Here is a 15,964-nt window from a genome sequence, read left to right as displayed (position 1 = left end):
GCACCCATGAGCACTCCTTTAGCAAGAGTCTGACTGAAATTGCTCAGATTGACCTATGGATGTGAGCGACTTTGCACGCTAAGGTCGCTGACATGCTCAGGGACCGACGGCACGAGTTGATATTGCGCATCCTCCGATCCGATGGCCCGGCCACGGTCGAGCTGCTCGCGGAACGGCTGGACGCGAGTCACGCGACCATCCGGCGCGACCTCGTGCAGCTCGGCGAGGAGGGGCTGCTCAGGCGGGTGCACGGCGGCGCGATGCCGATCGACGACAGGGACGACCCGTTCGTGGACGTCGCGGAGGTCAGGTCGGCGGAGAAGGACGCGATCGCACGGCGCTGCGCGGAGCTCGTCAAGGACGGCGAGACCGTGCTGCTCGACATAGGCACGACCGCGCACCGGGTGGCCCGGCAGCTCAAGGGCCGCTCGCTGACGGTCATCACGAGCAGCCTCGCCGTACTGGACGAGCTCCACGACGAGGAGGACGTCCAGGTCATGCTTCTGGGCGGGATGCTGCGGCGGGACTATCGGTCGCTGGTCGGCTTCCTGACCGAGGACAACCTGCGGCAGGTCCACGCCGATCGGCTGATCCTGGGCACCAGCGGGGTCCGTCCCGGTGGGCACGTCATGGACACCACCGTGGTGGAGGTCCCGGTCAAAAGGGCCATGATCGCCGCGAGTGACCAGGTGGTCCTGGTCGCCGACGTCGGCAAGTTCCCCGGTACGGGCATGGCCAAGGTCTGTGAGCCAGGTGATCTGGACATCGTGGTGACGAACGCGCCCGTGGAGCCGGTGACCGGCGCCGCGTTGCGCGAAGCGGGGGTAGAGGTGATCGAGGTATGAGGCTGACCATTCTCGGTGGCGGGGGCTTCCGGGTCCCGCTCGTCTACCGGGCGCTCCTGGCGGACAGGGGGAAGGGCAGGGTCACCCATGTGACCCTGTACGACCTGGACGCCTCCAGGATCGCGACGATAGGCAGGGTGCTCGCCGAGCAGGCGGAGGGCGTCGCCGACGCCCCGGAGGTGCACGTCACCACCGACCTCGACGAGGCCCTGACCGGAGCCGACTTCGTCTTCTCCGCGATCCGCGTCGGCGGGCTCGAGGGCCGTGCCGTGGACGAGCGGATCGCTCTGGAGGAGGGCGTGCTCGGCCAGGAGACGGTGGGGGCCGGCGGCATCGTCTACGGCCTGCGCACGCTCCCCGTGACCGACCACATCGCCCGCAGGGTCGCCGCGGTCGCCCCCGACGCCTGGGTCATCAACTTCACCAACCCGGCCGGCACGGTAACCGAGGCGATGTCCCGTCACCTGGGCGACCGCGTCATCGGCATCTGCGACTCGCCGGTCGGCCTGGGCCGCCGCGTCGCGTCCGCGCTCGGGGTGGACCCGGCCGCCGTCTGGCTCGACTACGCGGGCCTCAACCACCTGGGCTGGCTGCGCGCCGTACGCGTCGAGGGCCGCGACCTGCTCCCCGGCCTGCTCCAGGACGACGACGCCCTGACCTCCTTCGAGGAGGGCAAGCTTTTCGGCGCCGAGTGGCTGCGCACGATCGGCGCCATCCCCAACGAGTACCTGCACTACTACTACTTCAACCGCGAGGCCGTGACGGCGGCGCGAGCGGCCAGGCAGACGCGCGGCGCGCTGCTCATCGACCAGCAGCGGCGTTTCTACAGCGAGACGACCGGCTCCGCGCTGGGCCTGTGGGAGACCACGCGGCTGGAGCGCGAGACCACGTACATGGCCGAGAACCGCGAGGCCGTCGGCGCCGGGGAACGCGAGTCCTGCGACCTGGAGTCCGGCGGTTACGAGCAGGTCGCCCTCGCGCTCATGCGGGCGATCGCGCTCGACGAGCGCACGACGCTCATCCTCAACGTCCGCAACCGCGGCTCCCTCGGCGCCCTGGACGGCGACGCCGTGGTCGAGGTGCCCTGCCTCGTGGACGCCAACGGAGCCAGGCCGGTGGCCGTCGACCCGCTCCCCGACCACGCCCAGGGCCTGGTCAGTAGCGTCAAGGCGGTCGAGCGCGCGGTCATCGAGGCGGCCACCACCGGCTCCCGCCAGTCCGCTGTGCGCGCCCTGGCCGTTCACCCGCTCGTCGACTCCGTCAAACTTGCCGGGCGGCTCCTGGAACGTTACGAACAGGAGCTCCCTCAGCTCGGCTACCTTCGCGGAAGGAACTGAACACCGATGCACGATGACCGCGAGCTCGTCGAGGCGCGGATCGACCGGGTGCTGCGCCAGCGCATCGCCCCCGCGGTCCACGCCGAGCGCGTTCCGCTGACACTGGCGGCGTGGCACGTCCCCGACGAGCCCGTGCCCGTGGCGGAGGCGCTGGCCGCGGATTATGAGCCGTTCGAGGCGGGCACCGCCTGGGGCCGCCCGTGGTCCACCACCTGGCTGCGCGCGACCGGCACCGTGCCGGCCGAATGGGCCGGCCGGCGGGTCGAGGCCGTCTTCGACCTGGGCTTCATCGGCGACTGGCCGGGCGGCCAGGCCGAGGCTCTCGTCTACGACCTCGAGGGACGGCCCGTCAAGGGGATCGAACCGCAGAACCAGTACGTCCCGGTCGCCGCCCCCAGCCAGGGCGGCGAGCAGGTCGGGCTCCTGCTGGAGATGGCGGCCAACCCCGACATCCTGGCCGGCGACTTCCTCCCCACTCCCCTGGGCGACAAGACCACGGCCGGGGACAAGCCGCTCTACCGCTTCGCCTTTGCCGACCTGGCCGTCCTCGACGAGAACGTCTGGCACCTGCGGCTGGACATCGAGGTGCTCAAGGAGCTCATGGCGGAACTGCCCGTCGACAGCCCGCGCAGGCACCAGATCCTGCGCGCGCTCGAGCGCTGCATGGACGTCATCGACATCCAGGACGTCTCGGGTACGGCGGAGCAGGCCCGGGCGCTCCTCGTCGACGTGCTGGCCTCACCCGCGCACGCGAGCGCCCACACCGTCTCCGCGACCGGGCACGCGCACATCGACAGCGCGTGGTTGTGGCCGATCAGGGAGACCAAGCGCAAGACCTCCCGGACCTTCTCCAACGTCACGGCGCTGGCCAAGGACTACCCCGAGTTCGTCTTCTCCGGCCCGCAGGCCCAGCAGTACGCGTGGGCCAAGGAGCGGTACCCGGAGGTCTTCGAGCGCATGCGCGAGGCGATCAAGGCCGGCCAGTGGGTGCCCGTCGGCGGCATGTGGGTGGAGGCCGACGGCAACCTGCCCGGCGGCGAGGCCCTGGCCCGGCAGCTCGTCCACGGCAAACGTTTCTTCATGGACGAGTTCGGAGTGGAGACCCGCGGCGTCTGGCTGCCCGACTCCTTCGGTTACACCGCCGCGTACCCGCAGCTCGCCCGCCTCGCCGGGAACGACTGGTTCCTCACCCAGAAGATCTCCTGGAACCAGACCAACAAGTTCCCCCACCACACGTTCTGGTGGGAGGGCATCGACGGCACCCGCATCTTCACGCACTTCCCGCCCGCGGACACCTACAACGGCACGTTCAAGGGCGAGGAACTCGCGCATGCCGTGCGGAACTACGCGGAGAAGGGCGCGGGCGTGCGCTCGCTGCTGCCCTTCGGCCACGGGGACGGCGGTGGCGGCCCCACCCGCGAGATGCTGGAGAAGGCCCGGCGCCTGCGCGACCTCGAGGGCTCCCCGCGGGTCGTGATCGAGGACCCCAACGAGTTCTTCGCCGCCGCACGCGCCGAGCAGCCCGACGCGGCCGTCTGGTCCGGTGAGCTCTACCTGGAGCTGCACCGCGCCACCTACACCAGCCAGGCGAGGACCAAGGCGGGCAACCGGCGCAGCGAGCACCTGCTGCGCGAGGCGGAGCTGTGGTCGGCGACGGCCGCGGTGCACGCCGGATTCGACTACCCGCACGAGGAGCTCGACCGGCTCTGGAAGATCGTGTTGCTGCACCAGTTCCACGACATCCTGCCCGGCAGCTCGATCGCGTGGGTGCACCGCGAGGCCGAGGCGACCTATGCCCAGGTCCGCGCCGACCTCGAGGCGATCACCACGGCGGCGGCCGGGGCTCTGGCCGGGGCCGGTCGGTCCGCCTGGGTGCTGAACACTAGCCCCGAGGCGCGCGCCGAGGTCGTGACGGTCCCCGCGGAGCTCGGCGCCGAGGCCGGCCAGGTCCTCTCCGACGGTTCCGCCGCCGTCTTCGCCGAGGTGCCGGGTTCGGGCGCGGTGCGTCTCGGCGCCCCGGCGACGCCGGCAGCCCCCGTCACCGTGACGGGGACGACCATCGACAACGGCGTGGTCCGGGTGGAGATCGACGAGGCGGGACTGTTCAGTTCGGTCAGGGACCTGGTGGCGGGCCGCGAGGTCCTGGCTCCGGGTTCCCGGGGCAACCTGCTGCAGCTCCACACCGACTTCCCGAACCACTGGGACGCCTGGGACATCGACCGCCACTACCGGCGGCGGCACACCGACCTCACCGAGGTCGACTCGATCACCGTCGCCGAGAGCGGGCCGCTTCTCGCCGCCGTCAGGATCGAGCGCTCCTTCGGCGCCTCCCGCATCGTCCAGACGGTGCGGGTGAAGGCGGGCAGTGCGCGGATCGAGATCGAGACCGAGATCGACTGGCACGAGCGCGAGAAGATCCTCAAGGCGGCCTTCCCGCTGGACGTGCACGCCGACCGCTCGGCCGCCGAGATCCAGTACGGCCACATCTTCCGTCCCACCCACACCAACACCAGCTGGGACGTGGCCCGGTTCGAGGTCTCCAACCACCGGTGGATCCACCTGTCCGAGCCCGGGTACGGCGTGGCCGTCGTCAACGACTCCACCTACGGCCACGACGTGGGCCGCACCACCCGGCCGGACGGAGGGACGACCACGACCGCGCGGCTCAGCCTGGTCAGGGCGCCCCGCGTCCCCGACCCCGAGGCCGACCAGGGCAGGCACCGCCTGAACTACGCGCTGGTCCCGGGAGCGGCCGTCGCCGACGCGGTGGCGGCGGGCTACGCCCTCAACATGCCGCTCCGCGTGACCGCGGGCGGAGCGGGCGAGACCCCCGTGCCGCTGGTGACCGCCGAAGGCCGTGCCGTACGGATCGAGGCGGTAAAGCTGGCGGACGACCGCTCGGGCGACGTGATCGTCCGGGTCTACGAGTCGCTCGGCGGCAGGGGCGTCACCCGGCTCCTCCCGGCCTTCCCCGTCTCGGCGGTGGAGGTGGACGACCTGCTGGAGCGGCCGCTGGCCGGCGAGCAGGTCACCGTGGACGCCGACGGCGGCATCCCGCTCAGGCTGCGGCCGTTCCAGGTGCTGACCCTGCGCCTGCGCCGCGACCCCTCCTGAGAAACCGCGTGTGAGCCTGCCGGCCCCGGCCGGCAGGCTCCTCCGCACGGGAACAGGAGGACCGGCTCGGCGGCCGCCTGCGGCGACGACCCGGACACGGCGGCACTGCGTCGCCCGTATCCTTTGCTGCGTCCATCGCGTCTCCAGAGTCGGAGCCTCATGAACAGCCCGGAGCGGCCCTTCCGCCTGATCGTCACCGGAGGCGGGACGGGCGGCCACACCTACCCCGCCCTCACCGCGATACGCACCCTGCATGCCCGGCTCGCCGCCAGGGGCGGCACGTTGCAGGTGCTGTGGGTCGGCACGGCCAACGGTCTCGAGGCCCGCGTCGCGGCGGGTGAAGGCATTCCGTTCGCGGAGGTCGCGACCGGGAAGGTGCGCCGTTCCCGCAACCCGCTGAAGCTGGTCTCGCCCGCCAACGTCAAGGACATGGGCCGCGTCCCGCTGGGCGTCGCGCAGGCGCGGTCGATCGTCTCCGACTTCGGCCCGGACGTCGTCCTGGCCACCGGCGGCTACGTCGCCGTCCCCGTGGGGCTCGCCGCGAAGATGTGCCGCCGGCCCCTCGTCGTCCACGAGCAGACGGTCCGGCTGGGTCTGGCGAACAGGATGCTCGCCCGTGCCGCGACCCGCGTCGCGGTGTCGTCCGACTCGACTCTGCCGCTGCTGCCCGACTCGGCCCGGCCGGCCGCCGTCGTCACCGGCAACCCGGTGCGTCCCGAGGTGCTGACCGGCCATCCGGGCAAGGCCATCGACGTCCTGCGCCCGCACGGCTTCGCCTTCGACCACGCCCGGCCCACCGTGTACGTCACCGGCGGCGCGCAGGGGTCGCAGCAGATCAACGGGCTGATCCTGGCCGTGCTGCCGTGGCTGCTCGCCCATGCCAACGTGATCCACCAGTGCGGCCCGGCGAACCTTCTGGATCTCCGGAGCCGCGTCGCCGGGCTCCCGCCCGCGTTGGCGGCCCGCTACCACCTCACCGACTACATCGGCCCCGAACTGCCCGACGTCCTGGCCCTGGCCGACGTGGTCGTCTCCAGGTCCGGGGCGGGCACGATCGCCGAACTGACCGCGCTGGGCAAGGCCTCGGTGCTCGTGCCGCTGGCGAGCTCGGCCGGCGGGGAGCAGGCGCACAACGCGCGGCACCTGCACGAGTCCGGGGCCGCGATCGCCCTGCTCGGCGAGGTGTCCCCCGCCCGCCTGCAGGAGGCGGTCGCCCCGCTGCTCGCCGACCCCCGTATGCGGGCCGCGATGGCGGCGCGGGCGCGGGAACACGGCCGCCCGGACGCGGCCGAGCGGCTCGTCGACGTCGTCATGTCCGCCGCCGGCCGCTGACGCGCCGGTCCCCCGGACCGGCGCGTTCCGACCGCTCGGACCGGGGGACCGGCCGCTCGTGACCGGGGGACCGGCCGCTCGGACCGGCGCGTTCCCGCGGCTCCGACCGGGGCCTTCCGACCGCTCTGACCGGCACTTTCGGCCACGCACCGTGGTCGGCGACGGGCACACCGTGTCCGCCTGCCTTGACCTGCGCCGCGTGTTACGGAGAAAATAGGCGCGAGACATTGGAGGGGAGTACTCCTTCGCGGCCCGTCGTCATCACGGACTGTCACGTCCCGGCGCGGTCGGCTCGCATGAGGCGAGCGGAGAAGACCTCCGACAGACGTACCAAACGCCCAGTCGGAGGATCACGCATGCCACCACCTATGTCCGTGCCCGCTTGGGTCTGGGCCGCCGCCCTCGCCGGTCTGCTCGCCCTGATCCTGCTCGACCTCGTCGTGGTGGACCGGAAACCCCACAAGATCACCGTGCGTGAAGCGGCGAAGTGGGTCGTGTTCTACATCGGCTGCGCCGTGGCGTTCGGCGTCGGTGTCTGGATCTTCGGAGGCAGCGACCAGGCGGCCGCGTTCGCCACCGGATACATCACCGAGTATTCGCTGAGCGTCGACAACCTCTTCATCTTCATGATCATCATGGCGAACTTCGCGGTGCCCGCGATCCACCAGCACCGGGTGCTGCTCATCGGGATCATGATGGCGCTCGTCATGCGCGGCGTGTTCATCGCCGTGGGCGCCCAGGCCGTCCAGAACTTCAGCTGGATCTTCTGGATCTTCGGCGGGATCCTCATCTACACCGCCTGGAAGTTCGCCACCGACAAGCAGGAGTCCGAGGAGTACGACCCCAACGGGGGCCTCGTCCGGCTGGTGCGCAAGCTGTTCCCGGTGACGGACGACTACCACGGGTCACACCTGACGATCAAGCGGGACGGCCGCCGCTGGGCGACCCCGATGTTCATCGTCATCGTCGCCATCGGCGGGGCGGACCTCGTCTTCGCCGTCGACTCCATCCCGGCCATCTTCGGCATCACCCAGGACGCCTTCCTGGTCTTCGCCGCCAACGCGTTCGCCCTGATGGGGCTCAGGCAGCTCTACTTCCTGCTCGGCGGGCTCGTGGAGAAGCTGGTCTACCTGTCCCACGGCCTGGCGGTCATCCTCGGCTTCATCGGCGCGAAGCTGGTGCTGCACGCCCTGCACGAGAACGAGTTGCCGTTCATCAACGGCGGCGAGCACGTCACCTGGGTGCCCGAGATCAACAACTGGGTCTCCCTCGGCGTCATCGTGTCGGTGCTCGCCGTGACCACGCTGGCCAGCCTCCACAAGTCCAGGCGGGACGACCGAGAGGGCAGCGGGACCCCCGCCGCCGAAGGCGGGACCCCCGCCGTCGAGGCCGAGCCGCCCGCGCCCGAGGTGGCAGGCAACGCGCCGCACTGACCCGCGGCCCCTGCCTCCGCTGGGTGGCGCACCGCGCTGACCCGCGGCCTCTGCCTCCGCCCGAGCTCGGGTGCACCGCCCCCGCCGGGCGGAGGCAGGAGGCCGGCCGTCAGCTGCCGAGATAGCGCAGGACGGCGAGCACGCGCAGGCTGTACCCCGAGATGTGCGACAGGTCGAGCTTGTCGAAGATCGCGCTGATGTGCTTTTCCACGGCGCTCTGGGAGACGTGGAGGAGTTCGGCGATGGACGCGTTCGTGTAGCCCTGTGCCATCGCGTCGAGCACCTCCCTCTCCCGCGGCGTCAGGTGGCTCAGTGGGTCGGTGTGGGTCGTCCTGGCCAGGAGCTGCCGCACCACCTCCGGATCGAAGGCCGCGCCTCCCGCCCCGACCCGTTCCAGCGCGTCCATGAACTCGCCGATCTGGGCGACCCGGTCCTTCAGCAGGTATCCCACGCCCGCGTTGTCCGCGGTGATCAGCTCCGTGGCGTAGCGCTTCTCCACGTACTGGGAGAGCACCAGCACGGCGACGCCCGGCAGGCGCCGCCGGATCTCCAGCGCGGCCCGCAGCCCCTCGTCGGTGTGCGTCGGCGGCATGCGGACGTCCACGACCACCAGGTCCGGGGTGTGCGTGCCGACGGCGTCGAGCAGTGCCTGGCCGTCGCCCACCGCGGCGACGACCTCGTGGCCCTCCTCCTCGAGCAGCCGGACCAGCCCTTCGCGGAGCAACGTCGAGTCCTCGGCCAGGATCAACCGCATGGGAACTCCGCGGTGATGGTCGTCGGGCCGCTCGGGGGGCTGTCCACGGTGAGGCGCCCGTCGAGCGCGGCGACCCTGCGGGCCAGCCCGGACAGTCCGCCGCCGGACGGGTCGGCGCCGCCTGACCCGTCGTCCCGCACCCGCACGACGATCATCTCGCCCTCCTCCTCGATCTCGACGACGACCTCCCCCGCTCCCGAATGCTTGGCCGCGTTGGTCACGGCCTCCCGTACGACGAAGTAGGCGGCGGTCTCGACCATGCCCGCGGGCCGCCGGGCCAGACCGTACCGGACGGTGACCGGGACGCCCGCACGTCCCGCGACTGCCGACAGCGCGTCGTGCAGGCCGAGCGAGTCGAGTCCGGTCGGGTAGATCCGCCAGGCCACCTCGCGCAGCTCGCTCAGGGCCTCCTGCGCCTCCTGCTGGGCCTGGCGGAGGAGGTCGTCCAGGTTCTCCTGCGAACGGCCCCGGCGGGCCCGGCCGATCAGGAGGGCGAGGGCGACGAGTCGCTGCTGGACGCCGTCGTGGAGATCCCGTTCGATCCTGCGCCGCTCCTGGTCGACCACGGCGACGATGCCGGCCCGGCTCTCGGCCAGTTCGGCGACGCGCCGCTCCAGCGCCTCCGTGGAGCTCGGGCCGAGGAAGCGCCGCGCGATCCCCACTTCCAGGGCCGCGACCCCGACGATGCCCATGATGTCGAGGAAGAGCATGACCGCCCCGGCGATGGCGAGGTAGGCCACGATCCAGGGGGTGGGCGGGATGCCGTCCGGGTTCTGTCCCCGCGACCAGCCCACCACGAGCGTCACCGCGGTGGCGGCGCCGAGGCCGAGCAGGAACAGCACCAGCCCGCCCAGCACGCCGACGAGCCATCGGACGGCGAGGTAGGCGATCACCCGGCTGCCTCGGCGTTCGGAGACGACCGGGCCGCCGAACAGGCCGAGGCGGCGGACCTCCAGTTCGGCCAGCCCGCCGGCGGCGAGGAGCACGAACCGCGCGGGCGCGGGGCCCCGCCGCCGATGGACGAGCGACACGAGCAGGACGGGACCGGCCACGAGGAGGAACACCATCTCGACCGCGGCGGTCAGCGTCCCCAGGACGAGCGCCGCCAGCACCCGCCCCGCCCGTGTCACCCGCGTGATCACGCGTTCCGGTTGCTCAGACATGGACGATCCGGTGCCCGGTGGTCGTCCCGCGCACGCTGTCCCCGGTGTGGGTCACCGGGCGTGCCTGCCCGCCCGGGGCCGCTCGCGGAGCCGTACGGCGACGAAGCAGACGACCGCCACGACCACCGCCACGACGACGACCTTGGACAGGACACCCACGTACTGCTCCACCAGAGGCCAGCTCTCGCCGAGCAGGTATCCCGCCATCACGAAGATCGTGTTCCAGATGAGGCTCCCGGAGAGAGTGAGGCCGAGGAAGGTGCCCAGCGGCATGCGCTCGACCCCCGCGGGAACCGAGATGAGACTGCGGAACAGCGGGATCATGCGTCCGAAGAACACCGTCTTCGTGCCGTGCCGGGCGAACCACGCCTCCGCCTTCTCTATGTCGCTCACCTTGACGAGGGGAAGCCTCGCCGCGATGGCCACCGTACGGTCCCGGCCGAGCAGCGCGCCGACCCAGTAGAGGGCCAGGGCTCCGATCACCGATCCCAGGGTCGTCCAGCACAGGGCGGCGACGAGGCTCATGTCGCCTCTGCTGGCGGTGAAGCCGGCCAGCGGCAGGATCACCTCACTGGGCAGAGGGGGGAAGAGATTCTCCAGGGCGATCGCCAGACCGGCACCCGGCGCTCCGAACCCCTCCATCAGTCCGATCGCCCATCCGGTGGCTCCCTCGAGATCAGCTGCGTTCATGAGACGAACCTATGAGCGCCCGGACACGTGGACCATGTGGCCGCCCGCCGGACCCCCGACGGATGACCGGAACGCCGGGGGTGCGGAAAACCACACCCCCGGCACGGGACCGCATGTCGGGGGCGCTCAGGGCGGGCTCGCGGGCGGCGTGGCCGCTCAAGTATCCGCTCGCTCAGCTCAGCCCGCTCGCGCCTGCGCCGACCACCACCACCTCATCCGTGATCGCCATGTCGCGATGGTACGTTCGCCGGCTCCGGTGCGCGTCGCGTGCGAGGGTGTGGGCGTCCCGCCGCCGGCCGTCGTCGCCGGGCGGCCTCTCGCCTGTCAGGAGCTCTTGGGGCGGGCCCGTACGTGCAGCCGCTCCCCCTGGGGGCCGAACAGCATGAGGACCTCGACCGGCCGCGGCCCGGCGTTGGCGAACGCGTGCGGCGTGCGGGTGTCGAACTCGGCGGCCTCCCCCGCGGTGAGGACGAGGTCGTGCTCGCCCAGGACCAGCCGCAGCCGGCCGGAGAGCACGTAGAGCCACTCGTAGCCTTCGTGGACCTTCTGTTCCAGCTCCTGTTCCGGCTCCCCCGGCTCCCCGCATCCGGCGGGGATGATCGCCTTGTAGGCGTGCAGCCCGCCGAAGTGGCGGGTCAGCGGCACGAAGGTCCTGCCGTGCCGGGTGAAGGGACGCATGTGGACGCGGGGGTCGCCGGTCATCGGCGCGCCGACCAGCTCGTCCAGTTGCACGCCGTACGCCCTGGCCAGGGGCAGCAGGAGCTCGAGCGTCGGCTTGCGCTGCCCGGACTCGAGGCGGGACAGCGTGCTGAGCGAGATGCCGGTCGTCTCGCTCAGCTGGGCGAGGGTGGTGTCCCGTTCCCGCCGGAGGGCCCGCAGCCTGGGGCCGACCGCGGTCAGCACGCTCGCGAGTTCGTCTGCCATCCCTCTATTTGCCGGTCCGGCAACGAAGTTTGTCAACTGGCGGCGTACGGCAGCAGCATGCGTATTCATCGGCACGACGCACAGGAGGACGGACGGCGATGACGGAGGACACCATGTCGAGCGAGGAGTTCTGGGACGCCCGCTACGGCGGAGCCGGGCGGATCTGGAGCGGGAATCCCAACGTCATCCTGGTCCGCGAGGTCACCGGACTCGAACCGGGCCGAGCCCTGGACCTCGGATGCGGCGAGGGAGCCGACGCCATCTGGCTCGCCCGTCAGGGGTGGCGCGTGACCGCGACGGACGTCTCCCGCGTCGTCCTCGACCGTGCCGCCCGGCAGGCGGAGGCCGAGGGGGTCGCCGACCTCGTCGACTGGCGGCACCACGACCTCGGCGTGTCCTTCCCCTCAGGGGAGTTCGATCTCGTCTCGGCCCATTTCCTGCACTCGCCAACGGAGATGCCGCGGGAGCGGATCCTCAGGAACGCCGCGGACGCCGTCGCGCCCGGGGGCACGCTGCTGATCGTCGGGCACGCGGGGCCTCCCCCGTGGGAGCACGACCACGCCCACGTGGTGCTTCCGACGCCGGAGGAGGTCCTGGAGTCCCTCGGGCTCCCGGACGGCCGGTGGGAGGTCCTGCTCTGCGAGGAACACGAGCGGCTGCAGACCGCCCCCGACGGGAGCCTCGCCACGCGGACGGACAACGTGCTCAAGGTCAGGCGTTCGAGCGAATGAGCCGACCACCGAGGCGCCGGAGAACCTGACTTCTGTTACAGAACCTGACACCGAGGCTTTCCGGACCCGGTGCGGTTTCGCAGAGCGGCTCCCCGGCCGCCCATGCCGGGGAGCGCCGGCCGCTACAGGTCGAAGTGCACCTCCTGGCGAACCAGCCGCTCACCGCATTCGCCGCACCGCAGGAACGGGACCAACGGCTTCTCGCAGGCCGAGTGGATGATCGTGATCTTGGATTCCGGCGGGCCGGCGTACCAGCGCTGGGCCCAGTCGACGAGGAAGGCGAAGACCGGGAAGAACGCCCTGCCCTTGTCGGTCAGCCGGTATTCGCGGCTCCCGCCGGGATCTTCGGGCCGGCCGAGGACGCCCAGCTCGCGAAAGCGGCTCAGCCGGTCGCTCAGGATCGACGGGGCGACGCCGAGGCGGCTCTCGAACTCGGTGAACCGCCGCACCCCGAGGAACGCCGCCGCCATGACAACGGTGCTCCATCGGTCGCCCAGGATCTCCAGCGTCTCGGGGAAGTAGGACAGAGGGTCGCGGGCGGCGTGGCCGCGGGCCGTGCGCCGGTGGAGCCGATGCACGGCGACGTCAGCGAACGTACCGGCCCCGCCTCCCCTGGTCCGCGTGTCGCGCGTGGTCAGCGGTGCCTTCCCGCACGCCGCGCAGCCGAGCTCTGCGCCGACGCGCCTGGCGCAACGTTCGTGCACCAGGTCGGGCAGACCCTCAGGCCGGTCGACCCACACACGCTCCCACGACCAGATCGCGATCAGGAACGTCCACAGCTCGCGCGCTTGGGGGGTCAGCAGATACTCGGTCCGGGCGCGCCCCTCCCCCTTGTACGGGGACGGCTCGAGCAGGCCCGCGGCCACCAGTTCCTTCAGGCGCCCGGCCAGGACCGATTCCGACACGGCCAGCTCGTCGCGCCACTCGGCGAAGCGCCGGGTGTGCTTGAGGAAGGCCCGCTGCAGGATCAGCAACGCCCACTGGTCGCCGATCGCCAGCAGTGCCTGCCCGACGCCGCCGGAAGGCGCCCCGGCCATGCCCATGCCGCACCTCCGCACCGGTCCGCCCTGAGGGGTCACATGGTAGGGCGTTGAGAACTGGCTTCTTTTACAGTAGCTTGCGGGCAAGGACTCCAGGAGGCGCGATGACGCTCGCCGACAGGCCCGTCGCGGTGGCCAGGGACGCCGGAGGCGGACACGAGCCCAATCCCTACCTGATGGGCGTGTTCGCGCCGGTGAAGGATGAGATCACGGCCGACGACCTCGAGATCGTCGGCGAGATCCCCCGGGACCTCAACGGCGTGTACCTGCGCAACGGGCCGAACCGGCGGTTCGACGCGCCAGGCAGGTACCACATGTTCGACGGCGACGGCATGATCCACGCGGTGCACTTCGAGGACGGCCGGGTCCGCTACCGCAACCGCTACGTGCGCACGCAGGCATTCCACGAGGAGTCCGCCGCCGGCCGCGCCCTGTGGACCGGCGTCATGGAGAACCCGGGGGACAACCCGTTCGGCAACGGCCACGGCCTCGGGCTCAAGGACTCGGCGAACACCGATGTGATCTTCCACAGGGGCAGGGTCCTGGCGACGTGGTACCTCTGCGGCTCGCCGTACGCCGTCGATCCGCTCTCACTGGAGACGATCGGCGCGGAGGACTTCCTCGGCACCCTGAACGGCGACATGATGGCCCACCCCAAGGTCGACGAGGCGACGGGCGAGCTGTTCTGGTTCGACTACGGCCCGCAGCCGCCGTACATGCGCTACGGGGTGGTGGGGTCGCGGGGCACGGTCGATCACGTCACCGACATCGAACTGCCGGGGCCGCGACTGCCCCACGACATGGCGATCACCGCGAACCACTCGATCCTGATGGACCTGCCGCTGATCCAGGACCAGGCGGCCCGCGCCGCCGGCAAGTACCGCATCTGCTTCGAGCGCTCACTGCCCTCGCGGTTCGGCGTCATCCCCCGACACGGGGACGGGACGACGATCCGCTGGTTTGAGGCGAAGCCCTGCTACATCTACCACGTCGTCAACGCGTGGGAGGAGGGCGACGAGATCGTGCTCGACGTGTGCCGCGTGAAGAATCCGCAGCACAAGGCCACGTTCAGGTCGCCGCTGGCCCAGATGCTCGCCTACCTGCGGCTGGACGCCCACATCTACCGCTACCGCTTCGACCTCGTCACCGGCAGGACGACGGAGGGCAGACTCGACGACGACAACATCGAGTTCCCCAGCGTCGACACGCGCGTGACGAGCAGGCCGCACCGGTACTCCTACGTCATGCACCTGGCCACCGAGGAGACCCTGCTCTTCGACGGGCTGGTCCGGTTCGACTCGGTCACCGGGGCCAAGCACGAGCACTTCTTCGGACCGGGCAGGTGGGGCGCCGAGGCGCCGTTCGCCCCCCGTGACGGCTCAACCGGCGAGACCGACGGCTACGTCGTGAGCTTCATCAACGACGAACGCGAGGGACGGGCGGAAGTGGCGGTCTTCGACGCGGAGGACATCGCCGCGGGCCCCGTCGGGCGGGTGCTGCTCCCGCAGCGCGTTCCGAGCGGCTTCCACGCCACCTGGGTGCGCGCCGACCAACTGCGCCCGTCCGGGCTACCTCGATGACCACCGCCGTCCTGGAGCGTGTCGCATGACGATCCCCCGGCTATCCGTGTCTCTCGGCTACTGGCAGGACCGGCCGCCGGAGGAGGCGCTGGTCACCGCCGAGGTCGCCGACCGGCTCGGGTACGGCGAGCTGTGGATCGGCGAGATGGCGACCTACGACGCGTTCGCCCTGGCCACCAGGGTGGCCGAAGTCACCGGGCAGATCTCGCTGACCATCGGCCCGCTGCCCGTGTCGGTCCGCGACCCGATGACGATCGCGCGCGGCGTGGCGTCGGTGGCCGGGCTCACCGGCAGGGCGGTCGGCGTCGCCGTCGGCACGTCCAGCGACGTCGTCGTCGCCGACTGGCACGGCCGTGACCGGCGCCGGGCGGGCACTGCCCTGCGGGAGTCCGCGGTGGCGCTGCGGCAGTTGCTCGACGGGCACAAGACCACGTTCGAGGGCGAGGTGGTGCGGACCCGCGGCTACCACCTGCGACTGCCCGCTCCGGAGTCCGAGCTCACCGTCGCCGCGTTCGGCCCGTCCGCCGTGCGCACCGCGGCGCTCCACGCCGACCGGATGGTGCTCAACCTCATCACCCCGCGCTCGGCGGCCGCGCTCGTCGACCGGATGCGGGACGAGGCCAAGCGCGCGGACCGCGCCGTGCCGAGAGTGGCCGCCTGGGTCACCGCGGCCGTCGACCCGTCCGACGCGGCGATCGAGCAGATCCGCCGCGCCGTCGTCGCCTATCTCGCCGCCCCCGGTTACGGCGAGATGTTCGCCGAGGCGGGCTTCGAGGACCTGGTGCGGTTCGCCAGAACCCGCCCACACCCGCGCGATCTACTCGCCGAGATCCCGCGGGAACTGGTCGCGGCGATCGGGCTCGTCGGGGACCACGCCACCATGCGCTCCCGGCTGGCCGAGTACGCGGCCGCGGGCGTCGACGAGGTGGCGATGGTGGCCGCCAGCGTCCCCGACGACCCAGGTGGGGAAAGGACTCTGGCGGCGCTGCGCGCTCTGGCGTGACCGGCCGCTCCTACTCGC

13 protein-coding genes are annotated in these 15,964 nt (G+C 71.5%); 8 read left to right on the top strand and 5 right to left on the bottom strand.

The window, feature by feature from the left end:
* The first annotated feature begins 92 nt into the window (after positions 1-92).
* The 5 genes from Pka01_RS10270 to Pka01_RS10250 all read left to right on the top strand — a co-directional run bounded on the left by Pka01_RS10270 (position 93) and on the right by Pka01_RS10250 (position 8,061).
* Positions 93-845 (top strand): DeoR/GlpR family DNA-binding transcription regulator, encoded by a 753-nt coding sequence (locus tag Pka01_RS10270; protein ID WP_203882426.1) that lies wholly within the window; start codon positions 93-95, stop codon positions 843-845.
* Entirely contained in the window at positions 842-2,182 is a 1,341-nt protein-coding gene (locus Pka01_RS10265; protein ID WP_203882425.1) for a 6-phospho-beta-glucosidase, read from the top strand. Before Pka01_RS10270 ends, Pka01_RS10265 begins: the two co-directional genes overlap by 4 nt.
* A gap of 6 nt (positions 2,183-2,188) precedes the next feature.
* On the top strand, positions 2,189-5,296 hold the full coding sequence (locus Pka01_RS10260; RefSeq protein ID WP_203882424.1) for an alpha-mannosidase: 3,108 nt from the start codon (positions 2,189-2,191) through the stop codon (positions 5,294-5,296).
* A 159-nt stretch (positions 5,297-5,455) separates the two neighbouring features.
* The gene (locus Pka01_RS10255) at positions 5,456-6,628 is read left to right on the top strand and encodes a UDP-N-acetylglucosamine--N-acetylmuramyl-(pentapeptide) pyrophosphoryl-undecaprenol N-acetylglucosamine transferase (protein WP_203882423.1); all 1,173 of its coding nucleotides are present in this window, start codon (positions 5,456-5,458) and stop codon (positions 6,626-6,628) included.
* A 368-nt stretch (positions 6,629-6,996) separates the two neighbouring features.
* A complete protein-coding gene (locus tag Pka01_RS10250) occupies positions 6,997-8,061 on the top strand; it encodes a TerC family protein (protein ID WP_203882422.1) in 1,065 nt (354 codons plus the stop codon).
* A gap of 109 nt (positions 8,062-8,170) precedes the next feature.
* On the opposite strand, the gene Pka01_RS10245 is transcribed toward Pka01_RS10250, so the two are convergent.
* From Pka01_RS10245 to Pka01_RS10230, 4 genes are all read right to left on the bottom strand, one after another.
* The gene (locus Pka01_RS10245; RefSeq protein WP_203882421.1) at positions 8,171-8,815 is read right to left on the bottom strand and encodes a response regulator; all 645 of its coding nucleotides are present in this window, start codon (positions 8,813-8,815) and stop codon (positions 8,171-8,173) included.
* A complete protein-coding gene (locus tag Pka01_RS10240) occupies positions 8,806-9,978 on the bottom strand; it encodes a sensor histidine kinase (RefSeq protein ID WP_239114872.1) in 1,173 nt (390 codons plus the stop codon). Before Pka01_RS10240 ends, Pka01_RS10245 begins: the two co-directional genes overlap by 10 nt.
* Positions 9,979-10,029: 51 nt before the next feature.
* Positions 10,030-10,668 (bottom strand): DedA family protein, encoded by a 639-nt coding sequence (locus Pka01_RS10235; protein ID WP_203882420.1) that lies wholly within the window; start codon positions 10,666-10,668, stop codon positions 10,030-10,032.
* Between the two features lie 324 nt (positions 10,669-10,992).
* A complete protein-coding gene (locus Pka01_RS10230; protein ID WP_203882419.1) occupies positions 10,993-11,592 on the bottom strand; it encodes a helix-turn-helix domain-containing protein in 600 nt (199 codons plus the stop codon).
* 98 nt (positions 11,593-11,690) lie between these two features.
* Here Pka01_RS10230 and Pka01_RS10225 point away from each other — a divergent pair, with 98 nt between their 5' ends.
* Positions 11,691-12,323: an SAM-dependent methyltransferase gene (locus Pka01_RS10225; RefSeq protein WP_203882418.1), complete on the top strand. Its 633-nt coding sequence runs from the start codon at positions 11,691-11,693 to the stop codon at positions 12,321-12,323.
* 122 nt (positions 12,324-12,445) lie between these two features.
* On the opposite strand, the gene Pka01_RS10220 is transcribed toward Pka01_RS10225, so the two are convergent.
* A complete protein-coding gene (locus tag Pka01_RS10220; protein ID WP_203882417.1) occupies positions 12,446-13,360 on the bottom strand; it encodes a winged helix-turn-helix transcriptional regulator in 915 nt (304 codons plus the stop codon).
* A gap of 107 nt (positions 13,361-13,467) precedes the next feature.
* Here Pka01_RS10220 and Pka01_RS10215 point away from each other — a divergent pair, with 107 nt between their 5' ends.
* Both Pka01_RS10215 and Pka01_RS10210 read left to right on the top strand, forming a co-directional pair.
* Positions 13,468-14,943, top strand: coding sequence for a carotenoid oxygenase family protein (locus Pka01_RS10215; protein WP_203882416.1), 1,476 nt, complete (start codon positions 13,468-13,470; stop codon positions 14,941-14,943).
* 25 nt (positions 14,944-14,968) lie between these two features.
* Positions 14,969-15,946, top strand: a complete 978-nt coding sequence (locus Pka01_RS10210) for an LLM class F420-dependent oxidoreductase (protein WP_203882415.1) — start codon at positions 14,969-14,971, stop codon at positions 15,944-15,946.
* Positions 15,947-15,964: the final 18 nt, after the last annotated feature.

Source organism: Planotetraspora kaengkrachanensis (assembly GCF_016862895.1).
Lineage (GTDB): Bacteria > Actinomycetota > Actinomycetes > Streptosporangiales > Streptosporangiaceae > Planotetraspora > Planotetraspora kaengkrachanensis.
This window is presented reverse-complemented; position numbering and strand designations above follow the sequence as displayed.

Excerpts from the sequence above, each read along its gene's own strand:
- Pka01_RS10270 (WP_203882426.1), top strand. The coding sequence starts at position 93 with ATGCTCAGGGACCGACGGCACGAGTTGATATTGCGCATCCTCCGATCC.
- Pka01_RS10265 (WP_203882425.1), top strand. The coding sequence starts at position 842 with ATGAGGCTGACCATTCTCGGTGGCGGGGGCTTCCGGGTCCCGCTCGTC.
- Pka01_RS10260 (WP_203882424.1), top strand. The coding sequence starts at position 2,189 with ATGCACGATGACCGCGAGCTCGTCGAGGCGCGGATCGACCGGGTGCTG.
- Pka01_RS10255 (WP_203882423.1), top strand. The coding sequence starts at position 5,456 with ATGAACAGCCCGGAGCGGCCCTTCCGCCTGATCGTCACCGGAGGCGGG.
- Pka01_RS10250 (WP_203882422.1), top strand. The coding sequence starts at position 6,997 with ATGTCCGTGCCCGCTTGGGTCTGGGCCGCCGCCCTCGCCGGTCTGCTC.
- Pka01_RS10245 (WP_203882421.1), bottom strand. The coding sequence starts at position 8,815 with ATGCGGTTGATCCTGGCCGAGGACTCGACGTTGCTCCGCGAAGGGCTG.
- Pka01_RS10240 (WP_239114872.1), bottom strand. The coding sequence starts at position 9,978 with ATGTCTGAGCAACCGGAACGCGTGATCACGCGGGTGACACGGGCGGGG.
- Pka01_RS10235 (WP_203882420.1), bottom strand. The coding sequence starts at position 10,668 with ATGAACGCAGCTGATCTCGAGGGAGCCACCGGATGGGCGATCGGACTG.
- Pka01_RS10230 (WP_203882419.1), bottom strand. The coding sequence starts at position 11,592 with ATGGCAGACGAACTCGCGAGCGTGCTGACCGCGGTCGGCCCCAGGCTG.
- Pka01_RS10225 (WP_203882418.1), top strand. The coding sequence starts at position 11,691 with ATGACGGAGGACACCATGTCGAGCGAGGAGTTCTGGGACGCCCGCTAC.
- Pka01_RS10220 (WP_203882417.1), bottom strand. The coding sequence starts at position 13,360 with ATGGCCGGGGCGCCTTCCGGCGGCGTCGGGCAGGCACTGCTGGCGATC.
- Pka01_RS10215 (WP_203882416.1), top strand. The coding sequence starts at position 13,468 with ATGACGCTCGCCGACAGGCCCGTCGCGGTGGCCAGGGACGCCGGAGGC.
- Pka01_RS10210 (WP_203882415.1), top strand. The coding sequence starts at position 14,969 with ATGACGATCCCCCGGCTATCCGTGTCTCTCGGCTACTGGCAGGACCGG.